This window comes from Gordonia sp. NPDC003504 (assembly GCF_053587995.1).
In genome coordinates, this window is sequence record NZ_JBSFPC010000002.1 from 199,387 (window position 1) to 219,538 (window position 20,152).

19 protein-coding genes are annotated in these 20,152 nt (G+C 66.4%); 11 read left to right on the plus strand and 8 right to left on the minus strand.

Features of this window, described 5'->3' with window-relative positions; all coding sequences use genetic code 11:
* Window positions 1-2: 2 nt before the first annotated feature.
* Complete coding sequence (locus ACWDPV_RS05105; protein WP_449742037.1) at window positions 3-1,406, minus strand: WS/DGAT/MGAT family O-acyltransferase; 1,404 nt, start codon at window positions 1,404-1,406, stop codon at window positions 3-5.
* Window positions 1,407-1,563: 157 nt separating this feature from the next.
* Here ACWDPV_RS05105 and ACWDPV_RS05110 point away from each other — a divergent pair, with 157 nt between their 5' ends.
* The 6 genes from ACWDPV_RS05110 to ACWDPV_RS05135 all read left to right on the plus strand — a co-directional run bounded on the left by ACWDPV_RS05110 (window position 1,564) and on the right by ACWDPV_RS05135 (window position 8,297).
* Complete coding sequence (locus ACWDPV_RS05110) at window positions 1,564-2,079, plus strand: nuclear transport factor 2 family protein (RefSeq protein ID WP_449742038.1); 516 nt, start codon at window positions 1,564-1,566, stop codon at window positions 2,077-2,079.
* Between the two features lie 244 nt (window positions 2,080-2,323).
* Window positions 2,324-3,316 (plus strand): acyl-ACP desaturase, encoded by a 993-nt coding sequence (locus ACWDPV_RS05115; RefSeq protein WP_449742039.1) that lies wholly within the window; start codon window positions 2,324-2,326, stop codon window positions 3,314-3,316.
* A gap of 38 nt (window positions 3,317-3,354) precedes the next feature.
* Complete coding sequence (gene dusB, locus ACWDPV_RS05120; RefSeq protein ID WP_449742430.1) at window positions 3,355-4,539, plus strand: tRNA dihydrouridine synthase DusB; 1,185 nt, start codon at window positions 3,355-3,357, stop codon at window positions 4,537-4,539.
* 359 nt (window positions 4,540-4,898) lie between these two features.
* Window positions 4,899-7,256: an LCP family glycopolymer transferase gene (locus ACWDPV_RS05125; protein WP_449742040.1), complete on the plus strand. Its 2,358-nt coding sequence runs from the start codon at window positions 4,899-4,901 to the stop codon at window positions 7,254-7,256.
* Window positions 7,257-7,322: 66 nt separating this feature from the next.
* Window positions 7,323-7,979: a phosphate signaling complex protein PhoU gene (gene phoU / locus ACWDPV_RS05130; RefSeq protein ID WP_449742041.1), complete on the plus strand. Its 657-nt coding sequence runs from the start codon at window positions 7,323-7,325 to the stop codon at window positions 7,977-7,979.
* Between the two features lie 162 nt (window positions 7,980-8,141).
* Window positions 8,142-8,297 carry a hypothetical protein gene (locus ACWDPV_RS05135; protein ID WP_348804781.1) on the plus strand — a complete coding sequence of 52 codons (156 nt, stop codon included), beginning with the start codon at window positions 8,142-8,144 and terminating at the stop codon, window positions 8,295-8,297.
* 69 nt (window positions 8,298-8,366) lie between these two features.
* Here the strand turns inward: ACWDPV_RS05135 and pstB are convergent, their stop codons facing one another.
* From pstB to ACWDPV_RS05170, 7 genes are all read right to left on the minus strand, one after another.
* Complete coding sequence (gene pstB / locus ACWDPV_RS05140; protein ID WP_449742042.1) at window positions 8,367-9,143, minus strand: phosphate ABC transporter ATP-binding protein PstB; 777 nt, start codon at window positions 9,141-9,143, stop codon at window positions 8,367-8,369.
* Between the two features lie 82 nt (window positions 9,144-9,225).
* Window positions 9,226-10,158, minus strand: coding sequence for a phosphate ABC transporter permease PstA (gene pstA, locus ACWDPV_RS05145; protein ID WP_449742043.1), 933 nt, complete (start codon window positions 10,156-10,158; stop codon window positions 9,226-9,228).
* The gene (gene pstC, locus ACWDPV_RS05150) at window positions 10,155-11,240 is read right to left on the minus strand and encodes a phosphate ABC transporter permease subunit PstC (RefSeq protein WP_449742044.1); all 1,086 of its coding nucleotides are present in this window, start codon (window positions 11,238-11,240) and stop codon (window positions 10,155-10,157) included. The genes pstA and pstC overlap by 4 nt, the downstream gene beginning before the upstream one ends.
* 33 nt (window positions 11,241-11,273) lie before the next feature.
* A complete protein-coding gene (gene pstS, locus ACWDPV_RS05155; protein ID WP_449742045.1) occupies window positions 11,274-12,395 on the minus strand; it encodes a phosphate ABC transporter substrate-binding protein PstS in 1,122 nt (373 codons plus the stop codon).
* A gap of 255 nt (window positions 12,396-12,650) precedes the next feature.
* On the minus strand, window positions 12,651-13,259 hold the full coding sequence (locus tag ACWDPV_RS05160; protein ID WP_449742046.1) for a hypothetical protein: 609 nt from the start codon (window positions 13,257-13,259) through the stop codon (window positions 12,651-12,653).
* Window positions 13,252-14,139: a mycothiol synthase gene (gene mshD, locus ACWDPV_RS05165; protein ID WP_449742431.1), complete on the minus strand. Its 888-nt coding sequence runs from the start codon at window positions 14,137-14,139 to the stop codon at window positions 13,252-13,254. The genes ACWDPV_RS05160 and mshD overlap by 8 nt, the downstream gene beginning before the upstream one ends.
* 33 nt (window positions 14,140-14,172) lie before the next feature.
* Window positions 14,173-14,967: a winged helix-turn-helix transcriptional regulator gene (locus ACWDPV_RS05170; protein WP_449742047.1), complete on the minus strand. Its 795-nt coding sequence runs from the start codon at window positions 14,965-14,967 to the stop codon at window positions 14,173-14,175.
* Window positions 14,968-15,150: 183 nt separating this feature from the next.
* Between ACWDPV_RS05170 and ACWDPV_RS05175 the strand changes: the two genes are divergently transcribed.
* From ACWDPV_RS05175 to ACWDPV_RS05195, 5 genes are all read left to right on the plus strand, one after another.
* Window positions 15,151-16,116 carry an LmeA family phospholipid-binding protein gene (locus ACWDPV_RS05175; protein ID WP_449742048.1) on the plus strand — a complete coding sequence of 322 codons (966 nt, stop codon included), beginning with the start codon at window positions 15,151-15,153 and terminating at the stop codon, window positions 16,114-16,116.
* 348 nt (window positions 16,117-16,464) lie between these two features.
* The gene (locus ACWDPV_RS05180; RefSeq protein WP_449742049.1) at window positions 16,465-17,304 is read left to right on the plus strand and encodes a sulfurtransferase; all 840 of its coding nucleotides are present in this window, start codon (window positions 16,465-16,467) and stop codon (window positions 17,302-17,304) included.
* Window positions 17,305-17,306: 2 nt separating this feature from the next.
* Complete coding sequence (locus tag ACWDPV_RS05185) at window positions 17,307-17,612, plus strand: DUF1416 domain-containing protein (RefSeq protein WP_348804768.1); 306 nt, start codon at window positions 17,307-17,309, stop codon at window positions 17,610-17,612.
* Window positions 17,613-17,968: 356 nt separating this feature from the next.
* A complete protein-coding gene (locus tag ACWDPV_RS05190; RefSeq protein ID WP_449742050.1) occupies window positions 17,969-19,138 on the plus strand; it encodes a hypothetical protein in 1,170 nt (389 codons plus the stop codon).
* Window positions 19,139-19,474: 336 nt separating this feature from the next.
* A complete protein-coding gene (locus ACWDPV_RS05195) occupies window positions 19,475-20,149 on the plus strand; it encodes an FABP family protein (protein WP_449742051.1) in 675 nt (224 codons plus the stop codon).
* Window positions 20,150-20,152 lie beyond the last annotated feature (3 nt).

Genomic DNA, 20,152 nt, shown 5'->3' on the forward strand with positions numbered 1-20,152 from the left:
GGTCAGTCGTCGCACGCCTCGATCAATGCCTTGAGCTGATTTTCGAAGGCCTCGGCGATCTCGTCGACGTCGGGTACCTCGTCGGGACAGGTGAGGATGCCGACGTTGAGGTGACCGTCGACGGAGAAGACCGTCACGTTGAGCGCCAACCCGTGGAAGATCGGCCCGAGCGGGTACACCGCGGTGACCTTGGCTCCGCAGAAGTACATCGAGAAATCCGGTCCGGCGACGTTGGAGACGGTGACGTTGTACACCGGCGGGTGATTCATCGAGAGTTTGCGGTCGCCGTAGAACTTCATCAGCGTCGACATCGTGGTGCCGGGCGCGAACTGCGCCCAGGCGCGCAGGATGTTCGCGTCGATGTCGGCGTGATGTTCCTTGGCACGCCGGGACAGTTCGCCGGCACGTTCCAGCCGGGCGACGGGATCGGCGACGTCCGACGGCAGTTCGGTGAACATCCCGGTGACCTTGTTGGTGCCGTTGACCACGAGGTCACGTTCGTCGGCGTCGTGCACCGAGACCGGTACCAGCGCCACCAACGGTTGATCGGGCAGATCGTCGTGACGGTCGAGGTACTCGCGCAGTGCGCCGCCCACCATGGCGAGCACGACGTCGTTGACCTTCACCCCGAAACGGTTCTTGACCCGTTTGACGTCGTCGAGGGACAGCTGGGTCGTCGCGATGCTGCGATGCGGCGAAATCGGGCCGTTGAACACCGTGCGCGGGGCCGCGAACGGTGCCGGCATGCCGATGTGCGAGCGGGAGCGGCGCAGCCATTCGAACGGTACGGACACCGTCTGCGGGATCAGTTTCGCCATCGCGATCGGGCGGCCGACGAAGTAGTTGAGCGCGCCGGAGATCACCATACCGGTGCGATTGGGCCCGCCCGCGGTCTCCTGCAACTTCGCCGAATCGGCCTCGTCCTCGTCCGGGGTCAGGGTGCACAGTTGCCCGAGCACCTCGGCAGTGGTGACACCGTCAACACTCGCGTGGTGCATGCGCAGGAAGGCACACAGCGAACCGTCGGCGCTGCCCTCGATGATCCACATCTCCCACAGCGGTTTTCCGCGATCGAGGGTCTGACCGGCCAGATGCCCGCACAGTTCGTGCAGTTCCCGATTGCCGCCCGGTGCCGGCAACGCGACCCGATGCACGTGCCGGTCGATGTCGAAACGCTCGTCCTCCACCCACACCGGGTGATCGATGTTGAGGGTCGAGTTGTCGAGCTTGCGCCGCAGCATCGGCATTCCGGCGACCCGACGCGAGATCTGATTGCGCATCCGGGTGAAGGAATAGCCACCCGGAATCGTGGACGGGTCGAGTTCCATGATTCCGACGACGTGCATCAGCTGGGACCGGGTCTCCAGATAGAGAAACGACGCATCCAACCCACTCAACCGCTGCACTGCGGACCTCCGGTTCCAGCCCTCACGTCACCGAGCAGTCACTCGGCGATCACAACCATTCTGCTCTCCTGCGTCGCGGATCCCCACCACTTGTCGAGATTGGCGAATCGTCGTCGATACCCGGTCGAGAACTGGAACACGTTCTAGTGTGTGCCTCATGGGTGCCACTTTCACCGCCGCAGAACTCGACGACGCCTTCGCCGCGTTCCAGCGAACCGTCGCCGAGGTCGGCGTCGGCCGCGACTGGGATCGCTTCGCCGACATGTTCACCGTCGACGCCACCTACATCGAGCACGCCCTGGGCGTCATGCACGGACGTGAGGAGATCCGCACCTGGATCTGGAAGACGATGACAACCTTCCCCGGCAGCCACATGACGGGATTCCCCGCACTCTGGCACGTCTCGGACCCGACGACGGCCCGGGTGATCTGCGAGGTCGACAATCCGATGCGCGATCCTGGCGATGGGACCCTGATCACTGCGACCAACATCACCATCCTCACCTATGTAGGTGAGGGCCTGTGGTCGGTCGAGGAAGACGTCTACAACCCTCTCGAGTTCGGCGCGGCGGCCATGAAATGGTGCGAAAAGGCCGCCGACCTCGGTACTCTCGACGACAGCGCGGAGAAGTGGATGCGACGGATCGGGCCGGCGTTTGCCGCGCGACGATGACCTGCCGATCCCCTGTGAGTACGGACTGCGGGGTGGACGGTCGGATTCGATCCACGCACGATGGTGAGTCGGAACCGGGCACGTAACGCCCGGCACCCCGACGACGACAACCCACACGGTTCGGTTACGCCCCCGTAGGTCGAGACTTGGGCCGACCCGGCCCGGTGCCGTAGCCTGGTCCCTTGACCTACGCGCGTGCGCACCGAACCCACAACGCATGCGACCACCGTTCGGAGGAATCTATATGGCACGTGCACTGACTCAGCTGGAGCTCCTACAGGAACTCGCTCCGGTTGCCGAAGAGAACGTGAACCGTCACCTCAAGACCGCGCGTGACTGGAATCCGCACGACTACATCCCGTGGGATGAGGGACGTAATTACGCAGCACTCGGCGGCAGCGACTACGACCCGGAGCAGTCGCAGCTCAACGAGGTTGCCAAGGCCGCGATGATCACCAACCTCCTCACCGAGGACAACCTGCCCTCGTATCACCGCGTCATCGCCGACAACTTCTCCATGGACTCCGCGTGGGGCCACTGGGTCGGCCGCTGGACCGCCGAAGAGAACCGGCACGGCATCGTGATGCGCGACTACCTCGTGGTCACCCGCGGCGTCGACCCGGTTGCCCTCGAGGCCGATCGCATGGTCCACATGACCAACGGCTACGACCCGATGCTGGCGGCCGCCGGGCGCATGGACGAGTTGGAGGAGCACGCCGACGAACTGGGCATCCTGCACTCCGTCGCCTACGTGACTTTTCAGGAACTCGCGACCCGCGTGAGCCACCGCAACACCGGCAAGGCCTGCAACGACCCGATCGCCGACCGAATGCTGCAGCGCATCGCGGCCGACGAGAACCTGCACATGATCTTCTACCGCAACATCTGCGGGGCAGGTATGGACCTCGCCCCGGATCAGACACTGCGCGCGGTCACCGACATCGTCACCAACTTCCAGATGCCCGGCGCCGGCATGCCCAACTTCCGTCGCCACGGCGTGCTGATGGCCAAGCACGGTATCTACGACCTGCGTCAGCACCTCGAAGAGGTCGTGCAGCCGGTGCTGCGCAAGTGGAATGTCTTCGAGCGTGAGGACTTCAGCGCCGAGGGCGAGAAGACCCGTGAGGAGCTCGCCGCCTTCCTCGAGCAGCTCGAGAAGGACACCATTCGCTTCGAGGAGATGCGCGACCGCGCACTCGCCCGTGAGGCCAAGAAGCGGGAACGGCAGGCATCCTGAGCACCACCACGCACCCGATCACCGCGCCGGCGCCCTCCATCTCCACCGAGGGCGCCGGTGCGCTGTCGTCTGCCACCCGCGCGACGCCGCTGCGTATCGGCTCCATCGAACTCGCCAGCCCCGTCGTGCTGGCCCCGATGGCCGGCGTCACCAACGTGGCGTTCCGGACGCTGTGCCGCGAGCTCGAGCTGGCGCGCACCGGGACCGTGTCGGGACTCTATGTCTGCGAGATGGTCACCGCCCGGGCACTCGTGGAACGGCACCCGGTCACGATGCACATGACCACATTCGGCCCCGACGAGAACCCGCGGTCGATGCAGCTCTACACCGTCGACCCGCGCTACACCTACGAGGCCGCGAAGATGATCGTCGACGAGGGCCTCGCCGACCACATCGACATGAACTTCGGCTGCCCGGTCCCCAAGGTCACCCGTAAGGGCGGTGGATCGGCCATTCCGTTCAAGCGGGTGCTGTTCCAGAAAATCGTCGCCGCCGCCGTCCGCGCGGTCGAGGGCACCGATATCCCGGTCACCGTCAAGTTCCGCATCGGTATCGACGACGATCACCACACCCACCTCGACGCCGGACGTATCGCGGCCGCGGAGGGAGCGAAAGCCGTTGCACTGCATGCGCGTACCGCATCCCAGCGGTACTCCGGTGAGGCCGACTGGGGTGAGATCGCCCGGCTCAAGGATCACGTGACCGAGGTTCCCGTCCTCGGCAACGGCGACATCTTCGAACCGGCCGACGCGGTGGCGATGATGAACCAGACCGGCTGCGACGGCGTGGTCATCGGACGCGGCTGCCTGGGCCGGCCGTGGCTGTTCGCCGAACTCGCCGCCGAGCTCAACGGTCTGGCGGCACCGGCACAACCGACACTCGGCGACGTCGCCGCGATCATCGTCCGCCACGGTCAACTCCTCGCCGATCATCACGGTGAGGACAAGGGGATGCGCGAGATCCGCAAGCACGTGGCCTGGTACCTACGTGGCTTTCCCGCGGGTTCGGATCTGCGGCAACGCCTTTCCCTGGTGACCACGCTCGCCGAGCTACGTGAACTCGTCACGTCACTGCCGGCCGATGCCCCCTTCCCCGAGGACGGCCACGGCCCACGCGGCCGGCAGGGATCACCCGCGAAGGTCGCCCTCCCCGAGGGATGGCTCGACGACCCGTACGAGGACGTCGTCCCCGAGGGCGCCGAAGTCATGCACTCCGGCGGCTGAGTCGCCGCTCCTCCGCCACGTGGGCAGCGCCCTGTCCGCGTTGACAGCGCTCTCCTCATCACTGACAGCGCCCTGTCCCGCGTTGACAGCGCTCGCCACGTCGTTCACAGCGCTCATGTGCCCGACATCTGAACGCTGTCGGCATCGAGCGAAGCGCTGTCAACGGCAAACAGAGCGCCGTCAACGACGGAGAAGGGCGTCGGACATCACCCGAGCCGTGAGCTGAGGATGCCTCTCAGCCTCGACCAAGTACGATGTCGCAAGGCCCTGCCGCGGCAGGTTCCACCAGAGGTACGTGCCGCAGGCGTCAACCCCCGACGCCGTGGTTCACCAAGTAGCGGGGGATAAGGATCTGTCAGTTGAGTCGTTGGACGCGTAACAGGGGCGGCGCATCGGGCGACGACGAGCCCACCGCCGGGCGCGAAACCGCCGGCGGGCGACGCCGTCGCGAGAACCGTGGCGTTTCCGGCGACGACCTCGGTTCGATGTTCGCCGCACCACCGGCCGGCGAGACCCCCGAATCCGATCGCCTCCGCGAACCACGTTCCGCCGACCGCTTCGTCCGCGGCCGCAACCGCATCACCGTGCGCGAGCTGATGGAACAGATGAACGCCGCCGGCGAGCATCCCGACGCCAATCGCGCCCACCAGGGCGGTCCCGCCGACGAATCGCCGACCCAGGCCATCCCGACCGCCCGCTCACGCTTCCGTCCCGCCCGCAGCAATCAGCCGCCGGTCCCGCCCCGTCCCGAGCAACACCGCCCCCAGCCTCCCCGTCCCGACGCCCCCACCACGGCGCTGCCGCCGATACCGCGCGTCGAGGGCGACGACGTCACGCAGAAGATCCCACCGGTGGGCGCCGACGGCCCGGGACCCGACCTGTCCGATCGCGCGACGACGCGCCGGGCCATCGAGGAGTCCCGCGCGCAGGGCGGACAACCGGTCCCCGGCCCCGTCGCGCCCGAGGAGACCGCCGGCGGCGAATCCTCCACGGGAACCCAGGACGCCCCCGCCGACAACACGCCCACCGAGGCCGTCGCCGCGACCGCAGCCCCCACCGACGACGACGCCTTCACACCGGTCGCCCCGGCTCCGGCCACCGCAGCATCCGAGACGGTCGCCGCTGCCCCGATGGAGCGCACCCCGGATCTGACCACGGTCGCCCGGTCCCGACCGCGTCGACTCGCCGCACGGACCCGCAAACAATCACTGAGCCGCAACGCCACCATGACCGGGCGCATCCTGGTCTCGGTCGCCTGCATCATGGCGCTGGTCGGCACCGGATTCGTGTGGGGATATCTCAAGTCGTGGAACGGTAACTGGCGCAACATCATCGCCGTCGACCCCGACGACGCGAACATCCGCGACAAGAACGCACAGTACGGCGACGAGAACTACCTGATCGTCGGCACCGACACCCGCAGCGGCCAGAACGGCGACGTCGGCGCCGGCACCACCGCCGACGCCGAGGGCGCCCGCTCGGACACCGTTATCCTGGTGAACATCCCGGCCGACCGCAGCCGCGTCGTGGCCGTCTCGTTCCCGCGTGACCTGCAGGTCGATCAGCCCGAATGCCAGCAGTGGGACAACGACAAGGGCTCCTACGGCGATCCGCTGCCTGCACAGACCGAGGTCAAGCTGAACAGCGTCTACGCCCTCGGCGGGCCGCAATGCCTGGTGCGTGTGATCACCCAGATGAGCGGTCTGAACATCAACCACTTCATCGCGATGGACTTCTACGGCTTCGAGAAGGTCGTCAACGCTGTCGGCGGTGTCGAGGTGTGCTCCACGCAGCCGCTCTACGACTACGAACTCGGTCAGATCCTGCGCAAGCCCGGCAAACAGAAACTGACCGGACGACGCGCACTGAACTACGTGCGGGCACGGACCGTGTCCACCGAGGGCAACGGTGACTACGGGCGCATCAAACGCCAGCAGCTGTTCATGTCGTCGCTGCTGCGATCGACGCTGTCGGGCAACGTGCTGACCAATCCGAGCAAACTCAACTCGATCGTCAACACGTTCATTGACTACAGCTACGTCGACAACGTCAATACCGAGTCGTTGCTGAAGCTCGCCGAATCGATGCAGGGCATCGAGGCGGGACGCGTCTCGTTCATCACGATACCCACCGACGGCACCGCGACCGACGGCAGCAACAACGAACTGCCCAACACCGAGAAGATCGACGCGCTGTTCAACGCGATCATCAACGACGACCCGCTGCCCGGCGAGCAGGCCGAACGGACGTCCAGCTCGAGTTCATCGACGTCGACGACGACCACCACGGCCGCACCCACGAACGTCTCGGCCACCGCCCAGAATCCGGGCAACGTCGAGGTCCGGGTGCTCAACGGCACCGGACGCGACGGCAGCGCCAGCGAGGTCTCCGATCAGCTCTACGCGCAGGGTTTCAACGTGCAGGGCGTGGCCGACGCGTCGGAGAACCGCACCGACACCGTGATCCGCTACGGCACCGGTTCCCAGGACTCCGCGGCGACTCTGGCCGAGATGTTCCCGGGCGCCTCGATCCAACTCGATCGCACCGTCCGCTCCGGTGTCGAGGTGATCCTGGGATCGGAGTTCGACGGTACGGTCGGCACTGCGCCGTCGGTGGGCACCACGCTGTCGGTGTCATCGTTGCCGCCGGCCGCCAACACCGGCGACCTGCCCAACGATCTGGCGATCACCAACGCCGGCGACACCACGTGCTCCTGAGGCGTTCACTGGGAGTTCACCGCCCAGAAGAGGGACTGGGCACCCCGGACCCAGTAGCCTTGATACATGCGTACCGCCTACCAGGAACAACTGCGCGTTCTCAACGCCATTCTGGGTGAGATGTGCGACCTCGCCGGCTCGGCGATGGAACGTGCCACCCAGTCCCTTCTTCAGGCCGATCTCTCGATCGCCGAAGACGTCATCAGTGAAGACGAGCGGATGAGTGAGCTCACCGCGAAGGCGGAGGAGCAGGCCTTCGCGTTGCTGGCGCTGCAGAATCCGGTCGCGGGGGATCTGCGCGGTATCGTCAGCGCCCTGCAGATCGTCTCCGACGCCGACCGCATGTGCGCCCTGGCGCTGCACGTCGCCAAGGTGGCCCGCCGCCGCCATCCCGCCAAGGCCCTCCCCGAAGAGGTCGCCGGGTACTTCGCCGAGATGGGTCGGCTCGCGGTGATCCTCGCGCACAACGCCCGTGAGGCGCTGGAAACCCTGGATCCGCAGGCCGCCGCGCGCCTCGAAGAGGACGACGACGCGATGGACGATCTGCACCGTCACCTGTTCACGGTGATGATGGATCGCGAATGGAATCACGGCGTCGCCGCCGCCGTCGACATCACCCTGCTGGGGCGTTACTACGAGCGCTTCGCCGACCACGCCGTCCTCATCGGCCGGCGGGTGGTCTTCCAGGCGACCGGCAAGACCCTCGAGGACCTCGAGGTCTGATTCTCCCCCGGTTTTCCGACCGCTGATCGGCGTCGACGTCGCGTTTCGTCGGCGCCGATCGTCGTCCCCACCCCCTGTGACCCCGACCACTGATACGGCCGCGTGGGGTACATCGTCTCAGAATGTGCGACGCACATCGGCGAGCGATTAGGGTAACTGCCCATGGGCCTGCGCTACCCCGCCGAACCGGACTTCAACGCCGTGTCCGACGACGATGACACCGGACACCATCACCTCGGTGCCCGACAGCTCGTCATCTATGGGGGCGTGATCGCGTCGCTGCTCGCACTGCTGGTGATCCTCTACCTCAACATGTGAGAAATCCCCGACCGCCGTGGGCGATCGGGGATTTCTGTGTCGAGGGGCGCCGAAGGTGGACGGCTCCGCCTATCCGAAACGGCCCGAGATGTAGTCCTCGGTCTCCCGCTTGGTGGGGTTGGAGAACATCGTCTCGGTGTCATTGATCTCCACGAGCTGACCGGGCTTGCCGACGCCGTCGAGGTTGAAGAACGCGGTCTGGTCACTCACGCGGGCGGCCTGCTGCATGTTGTGGGTGACGATGACGATGGTGTAGTCCTTCTTGAGTTCACCCATCAGGTCTTCGATGGCCAGCGTCGAGATCGGGTCGAGCGCCGAGCACGGCTCGTCCATCAGCAACACATCCGGCGACACCGCGATGGCGCGGGCGATGCACAGACGCTGCTGCTGGCCACCGGACAGGCCGCCACCGGGCTTGTCGAGACGATCCTTGACCTCATCCCACAGGTTGGCGCCCTTGAGGCTGCGTTCGCACACCTCTTTCAGTTCGGACTTGTTGCGGATGCCCTGCAGTTTCAAACCCGCCACCACGTTGTCGCGAATCGACATCGTGGGGAACGGGTTCGGGCGCTGGAACACCATACCGATGGTGGTGCGCACCGCGGTCGGATTGACCTCCTTGGCGTAGATGTCCTCGCCGTCGAGCAGCACACTGCCGACCGCGTAGGCGCCGGGGATCTCCTCGTGCATGCGGTTGAGGGTGCGCAGCACGGTGGACTTGCCGCAGCCGGACGGTCCGATGAACGCGGTGATGCTGCGCGGCGGCACCGACAGCGTCACGTCCTTCACGGCATGGAACTTGCCGTAGTAGATGTTCAGATCTTTGATGTCGAGGCGCTTGGCCATGGCACTACCTTTGGGAAGTCTGGATGAACTGGTGGATGCGACCGGTGAGGTGTGCGCCGGGAGTCGACGCAACCCGCGTGGCCTATTTGGTCTTGGGCGCCAGGTACTTCGCCAGCAACGCGGCGATGACGTTGAGAACGGCGATGATGATGATCAGCGTCAGTGCCGCGCCCCAGTAGTAGAACGACGACGCCGGCTGGCCCGCCGACCACATGTCCTTGATGAACAGCGGCAGCGAATTCATGCCGCCCTCAAAGGGATTGGTCTTCACCAGCGAACTGGCCGGTCCGGCGAGGATGAGCACCGGGGCGGTCTCACCCATGATGCGGGCGATCGCGAGGAAGATACCCGAGAGCATTCCCGACAGCGCCGTCGGAATAACCACGCGCACAATGGTTTTCCACTTAGGAATACCCAGGGCGTAAGACGCCTCGCGCAATTCGTCGGGGACGAGTTTGAGCATCTCCTCGGTGGAGCGCACCACGATCGGGATCATCAGCAGGATCAGTGCCAGGCTCACCATGAAGGCGCTCTGCCCCATCGACAGTCCGATGACGAACACCGTGAAGATGAACAGCGTCGCGACGATCGACGGCACTCCGGCGAGGATGTCGACCATGAAACTGACCGGCTTGACGAGCTTCGACGTCGGGTACTCGACCAGCATGATGGCCGTGAGGACGGCGATGGGCACCGAGATGATGGCCGCGATCAATGCCTGGATGATCGACCCCACGATCGCCGGTGCCACACCGGCGCCGTACTGGGTGGTGGTGTCGATGCCGTAGGCGTCGCCGAACCACCAGTTGGGATCGGTGATCGCCTGTGCGCCCTGCGAGATGACGGTCCACAGCAACCACACCAGCGGGATCACCCCGAGCACGAAGCAGGCGATGAAGGCGATCTTGGCCGCATTGTTCTTGGCCTTGCGGCTCAGCGAGACCTCGCGGAATGCGCTGGGGGCCTGTTTGACGGGACCGCCACCGGAGGCCGCTTCGTCGGCTGTGATGGTCATCCGTTCACCTTTCCGCCGGCGACCGCACGGGCGACCGCGTTGACCACGAACGTGAGAACGAAGAGCACCAGGCCGGCGGCGATGTAGGCGCTCTGAGTGTCGCGACTGCCGACGAATTCGCCGACGTCGCGGGCGATCTTCGAGGCGAAGGTGTCGCCACCCTCGAACAGCGACCACTTGAGGCGTCCGACGGCCGCGCTCAAGATGATCATCACCGCGATCGTCTCGCCGAGCGCACGCCCGAGGGCCAGCATCGCGGCGGCGATCATGCCGGATCGGCCGTACGGGAACGAGGTCATCCGGATGACCTCCCACTTGGTGGCGCCGAGCGCCATGGCCGCTTCCTTCTGGCCACTCGGCGTCTGCCGCAACACCTCTCGGGTGATGGAGGTGATGATCGGCAGCATCATGATCGCCAGCACGATGCCGGCGGTGAAGATGGTGCCGCCACCGGCGATCGACGTGCTACCGGTCCCGAACAGGAAGAACCAGCCGAGACTGCTGTTCAGCCATTCGGCGAACGGTGCGATGAACGGCGCCAGGATGTAGATACCCCAGAGACCGAAGATGATCGAGGGCACCGCGGCCAGCAGGTCGATGACCGCACCGAGCGGACGGGAGATCCGGCGGGGCGCGTACTCGACGAGGAAGACCGCGATGCCGATCGCGATCGGGGTGGCGATGACGAGCGCGAAGAACGACGTCAGCACGGTGGCGCGGAACAGTTCCCACACACCGAATCTGACGGTGCCCTCGTCGAAGTTGCTCTGGGCGACATTCCATTCCGAGGAGAACAGGAAGGTCGTGGTGTTCGCCGCGATCGACGGGATCGCGTCGACGACGAGCGTGATACCGATCCCCGCGATCAGCACGATCACGAAGAAACCGGTCCCACGAGCGAGGTAGGAGAAGACGCGGTCGCCGACCGCGCCCCGGTGGCTTTTCAGGCCGGGGTGGAGCTGTTCCTGCAGTTCCTGCTCTTGCTCGGGCGGCAACTGGTTGGGCTCGTCCGGCGTGGGGCCGGACTCCGACGGGTTGCCCGCCGAAGTCCGGCCCAGTCCGGTGGTGTCATCCACAGACATAACTCTTATCTCGCATCGTGGTGGTCGGTACTGCTACTGGATCGCGTTGATCGATGCCTGCAGCTTCTGCTGGAACTCGGTCGGCAGCGGGATGTAGCCGGCGTTGACGAGTTCCTGTCCCTGGTTCTGCGGCGCGGCGGCCACCGAGAGGAAGGTCTTCACACCCTGACCGACGGAAGTGTCAGAGTACTTGGAGCACACAATCGAATATGTTGCCAGAACGATCGGGTAGGCACCGGCCTGAGTGGGCTTGTAGAAGGACGAGGTGTCGATCACCATGTTGTGGTTGTCCGGACCGTTGGCCAGGGTCGCCGACTCGATGGTCTTGCCACCGGTCTCGGCGGTCAGGGCCACACCGGTGGGATCCTGGTCGGTGATGATCTTGGCCATCGACAGCTGATTCGACTGTGCGTAGGCCCATTCCACGTAAGCGATAGAACCGGGGGTCGGCTTGACGGCCGAACCCACGCCCGGGTTGCCCTGCTTGCCCTCACCGACACCGCCGTTGAAGGTCTTGCCGGTGCCCTTGGTCCAGCCGCCGGCCGCGGTCAGGTACTTCTGGAAGTTGTCGGTGGTGCCCGAGGAGTCGGCGCGGTAGATCACGTTGATCGGGGTCGACGGGAGCGTGACGCCGGGGTTGTCGGCGGCGATCGCCGGATCGTTCCAGGTCTTGGCCTCACCGCTGAAGATCTTCGACAGGGTCGCACCCGAGAGCGCCAGGTTGTCGACGCCCTCGACGTTGTAGGCGACCGCGATCGGGCCGAACACGAGCGGCAGCTGCCAGGCCTCGGAGCTGCAGCGCTGGGCCGCGGCCGAGATCTCGTCACCCTTGAGCGGGGAGTCGGAGCCACCGAAGTCGGTGAGGCCCTGGTTGAAGTCGGACACGCCCTGGCCGGAGCCACCGCCGCCGTAGGCGAGTTCGGACCCCGGGCAGGTCTTGGCGAAGGAGGTCTGGAAGATCTTCATGGCGTTGGCCTGGGCGGTGGAGCCGCTGGCCTTCAGCGACTGCTTGCCCTGGCACTGAATATCCGACACCGCCGAGGCCGGCGCGGCGCTCGTGCTGTCCTTGTCGGCATTGCTGCTACACGCACCGAGGACGAGGGCGGAGCTGGCCGCCATCGCGGCGACGACTGCACCCGTACGACTCAATTTCACTTTCAGGTTCCTCCAGCATCAGAACACGACAACCCCCCGCGGGGCGCCCGGTCGGGACAACCCTAGGGTCCGCCGATGGACGGCCCGCGCACCGAAGGTGAACGGAAGATGAATTGGACATCCCCGACACCTGGATCCGGGTAGATGACCGTCGCCGCCACCGCCCGGCGAGACGGGTAGCGGGCAGCCGTCGAGCCACGCGCCCGTCGACGAGCGGATTGTCGGGTTGTGCGGGGATGGGCAGGAGGGGAACGCTCAGGCAACCGCGGTGGTCGCCGGGTTCCTCAGCAGCGGGAGCAGGAGGTCGGCGGCGATCTCGGCTTCGGCGGCCAGCGGCCAGCCGGACAGAATCCAGATGTCGATCCCTGCTTGGAGTACGCACCGAATATGGCCGCCGGTCAACGCACCCTCGGTGAGTTCGACGATGGTCAGGAGGTCGACGTCCTCGGCCCGTACCGTCGAGGCCAGCGACACGATGTCGGCCTGACCGAGGTAGATATTCGCCTGCATGACAACGAGATCGGAGTCTGACGCCGAGGACGCTCCCACATAGAGCGGCGCCTGCGTCACCACGCCGGCCGCCACCACGACAGCCGCAACACCGGCGACGATCCACCGCCGCGCGAGCAGCAGCACGACGAATCCGACGATGCCGGCGACCACCAACACCGGGATGAAGGCGGCGACGCGGCTCGCCGTCGAACTGACAAGTCCGGAGTAATGCGCGAACACTCCTGCAGCGCAGGCGAATACCGCCGACGTCCCCACAACGGTGGCGGCAGCTCGCACCAACCTCCGGACCCGCGGTCCCGGTGTCGCCCGATCCGACGGCGCACCGTCGACGCCCGCGACCGGTTCAGCCATAGGCGACGTCGATGGCGTGCCGCGCAAATCCCAGCCGCTCATAGGTGCGCAGGGCCGCGGTGTTGTCGCCCTCGACGTAGAGCATCACGTCGTCGATGCGCCGGTCGGCGAAGTAGTGAAGCCCGGCCAGGGTCAGCAACCGACCCAGCCCACGACCCTGCGCGGCCGGATCGACACCGACGATGTACACCTCGCCGAGCGTCGGGCTCTGCGTCTTGGTCCAGTGAAATCCCAGGAGAGTGTCGGGAGCGGCGGTGTCGAACGCCAGGAACAGGCCCGCCGGGTCGAACCAGTCGGCCTGCACCCGCTCGGTGATCTGTTCGGGCGCCCAGCCGCCCTGCTCCGGATGCCAGGCGAAGGCGGCGTTGTTGACCCGCAGGATCTCCGGGTCGTCGGCCGGCCCGGCGTAGGTGCGCAGCTCGGTATCAGCGGGCACGACGAGCGGATCAAGTCCCCTCCGACCGCCGGTACGCAACAGTTGCAGCAGTTCGCGGCGTCGGGTCAGACCCATGGCCGCGGCGAGCGCCTGCGCGCCGGGCAGATCGCCGTGGGCCCACGCCCGGGGTGCTCCGTCGGCATCGAGTGCGCGTGCCGCGGCGAACGCCACCTCGAGAAGCGCCCTACCGTGTCCCTGACGCCGGAGCTCCGGATCGATCACCGCCTCGATCATCGCGGGCTCGTCGTCGCGTCCGGGGGTGATGTTCGCGTACCCGCCCACCGACACGACGTGGCGCACGCCGGGGGTGCCGTCGATCGCGTGCACCGCCTGTTCGGACAGCGGCGCCACCCCGTCGGCCTCCGTTGCGTCGGCCACCAGACGACGCGCGTACGCCGCGACCTGCGGGGACACCGCATCGCTGACGGTCGGCTCATCCGGAATCGTCGTATCGCCGAACGGTGATGTCACTGGTGGTCAGCCTCCACTGGCACTGATTTCCTCGTCTGCGGGTTCGTGGTCGACGGGTACGTCCTCGGGCAGGTCCGGACCGAGGTCCTCGTCGAGGTCGTCGACCGTGGTGTCCGGGCCGCCGGCGCGTCCGCGGCTGGGCCGCACCGCCTTGTAGCCGACGTTGCGGACGGTGCCGATGAGTGATTCGTGGTCGCTGCCGAGTTTGGCCCGAAGCCGCCGCACGTGGACGTCGACGGTGCGGGTGCCGCCGAAGAAGTCATAGCCCCACACCTCCTGCAGCAGTTGCGCCCGGGTGAAGACCCGGCCCGCGTTCTGCGCGAGGTACTTCAGGAGTTCGAATTCCTTGTAGGTCAGATCGAGTGGCCGACCACGCAGCCGCGCAGTGTAGGTGCCCTCGTCGATGACCAGCTCACCCAGCGTCACCTTGCCCGACGCCTCTTCGGCGGTCACTCCGCGGGTGCGCATCACCAGCAACCGCAGCCGGGCGTCGAGTTCGGCCGGTCCGGTTGCCGGCAGCAGGAACTCGTCGAGCCCCCAGTCGGCGTTCACCGCCACCAGGCCACCTTCGGTCAGCACGGCGGCCACCGGGACCGCCGAGCCGGTGCTGCCCAGCAGCCGGCACAGGCCGCGGGCGGCGGCCAGATCCGTCCTGGCATCCACGATGGCAACGTCGGCGTTGCTCGCCTCCATCAACGACGACACCTCTGTCGGAGCAACCCGTACCGTGTGCGCGAGCAGCGCCAACGACGGCAGAACCGACTCCGGATTGGGATCGGCGGTCAACAGTAGGAGATCCACGCAATACTCCGATCTTCCTCAGTCGCGCCCGAAGCACCTCTCGTCCCCGCGGCGAGTGACCCCGGGGGCATTCTCCCCCGTTCGGCCACCTCGACACTGAGGCGAACGATCGGTCGCGCCGGCGGCTCGGCATGTTTACTCCGCCTTACCAACATGTGCGCGACAGGTGACAGAATAACCGCAATGTCGCGCTCTGCTGTTAACAAGGCCGACGCGGACGCCGTGAACTCGGACGATTCGTCCGCCGAGATGTCGGCTCATCGGCTCCGACGCACAGTGATCGTCGCCGTCATCGTGCTGGCGGTGATCGTCGCGGGCGCTTTCGTCACCGACACCGTGGCGGCGAGCCGCGCCGAGCAGCGTTTGTCGGCGTCACTGGCCACCGCACCGGGCATCGAGTACCGCCCCGAGGTCACCCTCGGCGGGTTCCCGTTCCTACGCCACGCCACCGACGGCGAGTTCACCGGCGTCGTCATCACCGCACGCGGAGTACCCGTGTCCGGGTGCACGTATCCGCAGGCACCGGACTGTTTCGCCGAACTCGGCGCCACCCTCGGCCCGGTCACCGTCGACGACGGCTTCGACATCGCCCCGACCGAGGTGATGCGGACGTCGTCGGTGACCGCGTATTCGCTGCTGAACTCGGTGAACCTGGGCCGGATGCTGGGCATCCTCGACCTGAGCGTTAACACCCCCGCGACACCCGACCGCGTCGGTGGGGGCGGTCCGCAGTTCGGGAATCTGGAACGCAGCACGGGCGTCGTGCTCACCGGCACCGTCGCGCTGCCGCCGTCGTCGGCACCCGAACCCGGCGGTGTGCCCGACCCGACACGGGCCCCGTCGGCGTCGGAGTACCCCGGCGCGCACACCAGGGTCAGCGTCACCGTCGACCTGTCGGTCGTCGACGGCCGACTCCACCTGCAGGCCACCGGCTTCTACACCGGACCCGAGGAACACGTGGTGTCCGCGGAACTGTCCGGCGATGGGGCGCAACAGATGCGTCGCGCCGTGCTCGACAGATTCACCCGGACCCTGCCGCCGCTGCCGATGCCGTGGGATCTGCCCGCCACCGGCGCGCACAGCGCCGGCAGCGACATCATGCTCACCGCCGAGTCCGGTCCCCGTGACCTGCGGCCCGACCGGTTCTGATCACCGCGACCGCAGACCACCGACGCGATTGCGGTGCGGCCCGGGCGCTGTTGTACCCTCGTGGGCATGCAACAGCGCCGTGAGTTCTTGCTCACCCGCCGCCGGGCGATCGACTTCTGTCGCGTCGCCGACTGTTGCTGTCGCTGTACACGGTGATCGTGGCGCATCGCGCCGGCACGCTCACCTATCGATGACGGTCGGCACGGCGCACATTCTGTGAGTTCTGGGCGACCAACGCGCATCGAGCGTTGTGACCGTCATCGTCCGCCGAAGTCTTCGGCAATCCGACGCCGACGCCTTCATCTTCATTTCCCCTATCCCACACCCATGTATCCGGGAGGAAAATCCATGGCACGTTCCGACGTCCTGGTCAGCGCCGATTGGGCTGAGCAGAACCTGCACACCGACAAGGTCGTCTTCGTTGAGGTCGACGAGGACACCAGCGCCTACGACGGCGGCCACATCGAGGGCGCCGTGAAGATCGACTGGAAGACCGATCTGCAGGATCCGGTCCGTCGTGACTTCGTCGACCGCGAGCAGTTCTCCAAGCTGCTCTCCGAGCGCGGTATCGCCAACGACGACACCGTCGTGCTCTACGGCGGCAACAACAACTGGTTCGCCGCCTACGCCTACTGGTACTTCAAGCTCTACGGCCACCAGGACGTGAAGCTGCTCGACGGTGGCCGCAAGAAGTGGGAACTCGACGGCCGTCCGCTGTCGACCGACGCCGTGAGCCGTCCGGTCACCGAGTACAAGGCCGCCGACCCGGACAACACCATCCGCGCCTTCCGTGACGAGGTCGTCGAGGCCATCGACGTGAAGAACCTGGTCGACGTCCGCAGCCCGGACGAGTTCTCCGGCAAGATCCTGGCGCCGGCCCACCTCCCGCAGGAGCAGAGCCAGCGTCCCGGCCACATCCCCGGCGCCATCAATGTGCCGTGGAGCAAGGCCGCCAACGAGGACGGCACCTTCCGCTCCGACGAGGACCTCGCCGCGCTCTACGCCGAGGCCGGCCTCGACGGCGAGAAGGAGACCATCGCCTACTGCCGCATCGGCGAGCGTTCCAGCCACACCTGGTTCGTGCTGCAGGAGCTGCTGGGCCACAAGAATGTGAAGAACTACGACGGCAGCTGGACCGAATACGGTTCGCTGGTCGGCGTTCCGGTTGAACTGGGAGAAGGAAAGTAAGTATGTGTGCTGCACCCAAGCAGGGACAGAAGCTGCCCGCGGGCGTCGACGTCGAGAAGGAGACCGTCCTGACCGGACAGGTCACCGACGGCTCCGGTAGCCCGGTGGCCGGCGCCTTCGTGCGGTTGCTGGATTCGACCGGTGAGTTCACCGCCGAGGTCGTCGCAAGCCCCACCGGCGATTTCCGTTTCTTCGCCGCCCCCGGCACCTGGACGCTGCGTGCGCTCAGCTCGGTCGGCAACGGTGACGTCACCGTGAGCCCGGAGGGCCCGGGCGTGCACAGCCACGACATCACCGTCGCCAAGTAAGGCTGTCCCGCAAGACAAGCGAGGCCCGGTCACCCTGGTGGTGGCCGGGCCTTCGTCGTTTCCGGGGGCGTCGTCGCCCGCCCCGCCACCCGGCTGAAAGTGGGGGAAGAGTTTTCTTCCCCCACTTTCTGCTGTTTCCGGCAGAACTTTCTGGGGGAAGATCGCGTACCCGGGGGAAGAAGATTCCTCCCCCACTTCTGTTGTCCCCCATTCGTGCGGCACCCGTTGGTCCGTTCGGACGATTCTTGCGTCCGCCCCCACGTCCGCGGCCGCCAATTCCCCTGCGCCCGTGTTAGCTTCACCTTCCATACGTGAAGAATCCGGCCGTTCGCCGGCACTGGAAGGTAATCGGTTCGATGGTACAACTCTGGCCGAATTCTGTTCGCACACATCGCGATTCGACATCAACCCGGACCATCGGCAGAACCGGGGGCCGCGCCCTGCGTCGAGTCGTCGCCGTCCTGGCCCTGGTATTCGCCGCGGCCGCAACACAGATCGCGCCGCCCGCGCACGCCGCACCACCGACCTTCGCGCAGTTCGCGAGCCGCGACGTCCTCGTCGGCACCTTCTTCTCCAGCGACGCCGACCTGACCGACACCATGTACTACTCCACCGATGGCAAGAAGTTCACGTACCTGTCGACGCCGTACCGTCGCGGCCAGAACCCGATGAGCGACCCGTCGATCATCTATCACAACGGCTACTTCTGGATGCTGTCGAACTGGCCGCGTAAGGACGGCCGATTCTGGCCGATGATCGGGGTGTCGCGGGACGGTAAGAACTGGTCGAGACCCGAAGGGCGACAGTTCAACAACGGTCTCTATGCCGGCATCCCGCTGAATCCGGCGCCGGGCGGTCGCGACATCGTCGCACCGGATTGGTACCGCGCCGCCGACGGCAGCATCTACATCGTGTTCACCGCCGGATACTTCGGACACTTCCGTGGCCAGGTCGGCGCCGACCGTATGACGCCGTATGTGGTGCGCGTCAACCAGCTCGACGTCAACGCCGCCGGCCGTGGCCGCGGTGTCCCGCTCGGGAAGAACATCGTCTTCAATGCCGGTCCCGCGACCCGCATCGCCCTCAACCCTGGCGCCAAGGACCGGATCGACGGCTCGTTCTTCGAGCGCGGTGGCACCAAGTACCTGACGATCAAACGCGACGGCACCTGCAACGAGGTGTGGCGCTCGGGCTCGTTCACCGGGCCGTGGCATCGCGACGTGGCGTGCGCGGCGAATGTGCAGGAGGGGCCGAGCATGACTCGCCTCGGCGGCACCTACTACCTCTACACCGACAAGATCTACGGTGGCCGCGCGATCTACTACTCGACGGCGCCGTCGCCGAGCGGCCCGTGGTCGAATCCGACGCCCATCACCACCGCCGGCGGCCCGGGCCGCACCCGGCACGGCACCGTCATCCGCCTCGACGACCGCAACGCCAAGTGCGCGGTCTACCGGATGGCGTACGGCCCCGGCTGCACGTTGACAACGGGCGTTCCCGGCATCGGTGGGCTATTCGGCAGCTGACGGATTGACGGCGACGGCATCGGACCGACTGAAAGTGGGGGAAGAAATTTCTTCCCCCACTTCCTGCTGTTTCCGGCATAACTTTCTGGGGGAAGATCGCGCACCCGGGGGAAGAAGATTCCTCCCCCACTTTTCGCACACACCCGACGCCACCGACCGCGCGCAAACCCGCGAGTGATCCACGTTGCACTCGGTCGGTCCGAGGACGGTGCGCAACACACCGGGAGGTAGACTCCGACGCGTGGTCCTCTTCTTCGAAATCCTCCTGGGTCTGGCCTCGCTGCTGATCGTCTGGTTCGCGCTGTACGTCATCTACCGCCTGGTCAACGACGAGTCGTGACTCTCCCTCCCGAGGGATCCCAGCCCGACGGCACCGGCGCCGACGCGCCTCGCCGGTCGGGTGACGAGGCGATCAGTCAGGCCGAGGCGCGGGCCGTCGAATCCGGCAGCCGCGAACGCAACGTCCCCACCTGGGACGATCTGCCCCTGCCGATCGACACCTCCAACCTCCGCGCAGGCCCCGATCTGCATCCGGGTCTGCTCGGACTGCTGCCGCTGGTCGGCGTCTGGCGTGGGGAGGGCGAGGCCCGCAATCCGCACACCGGCGACGAGTACCACTTCTCACAACAGATCGTCGTCAGTCACGACGGGCAGAACTTCCTCAACTGGGAATCACGCTCGTGGGTCATCGACGAGGACGCCAACTTCGTGCGCCCCGACCTGCGGGAGACCGGCTACTGGCGGATCGGCGACGACGACACCATCGAACTCCTCCTGGCCCACGCCGAGGGCTGGGTCGAGGTCTTCTACGGACAACCGCTCAATCAGACGTCGTGGAATCTGACCACCGACGTCGTCATCAAGTCGGCGACCGGCCCGCATGCCGGCGGCGCACGACGACTCTACGGTCTCGTCCCCGACGGTGACCTCGCCTACGTCGAGGAGCGCGTCGACGCCGACGGCGACTTCGTGCCGCGCCTGTCCGCCAAGTTGCGACGTCACGTCGGATAGCCG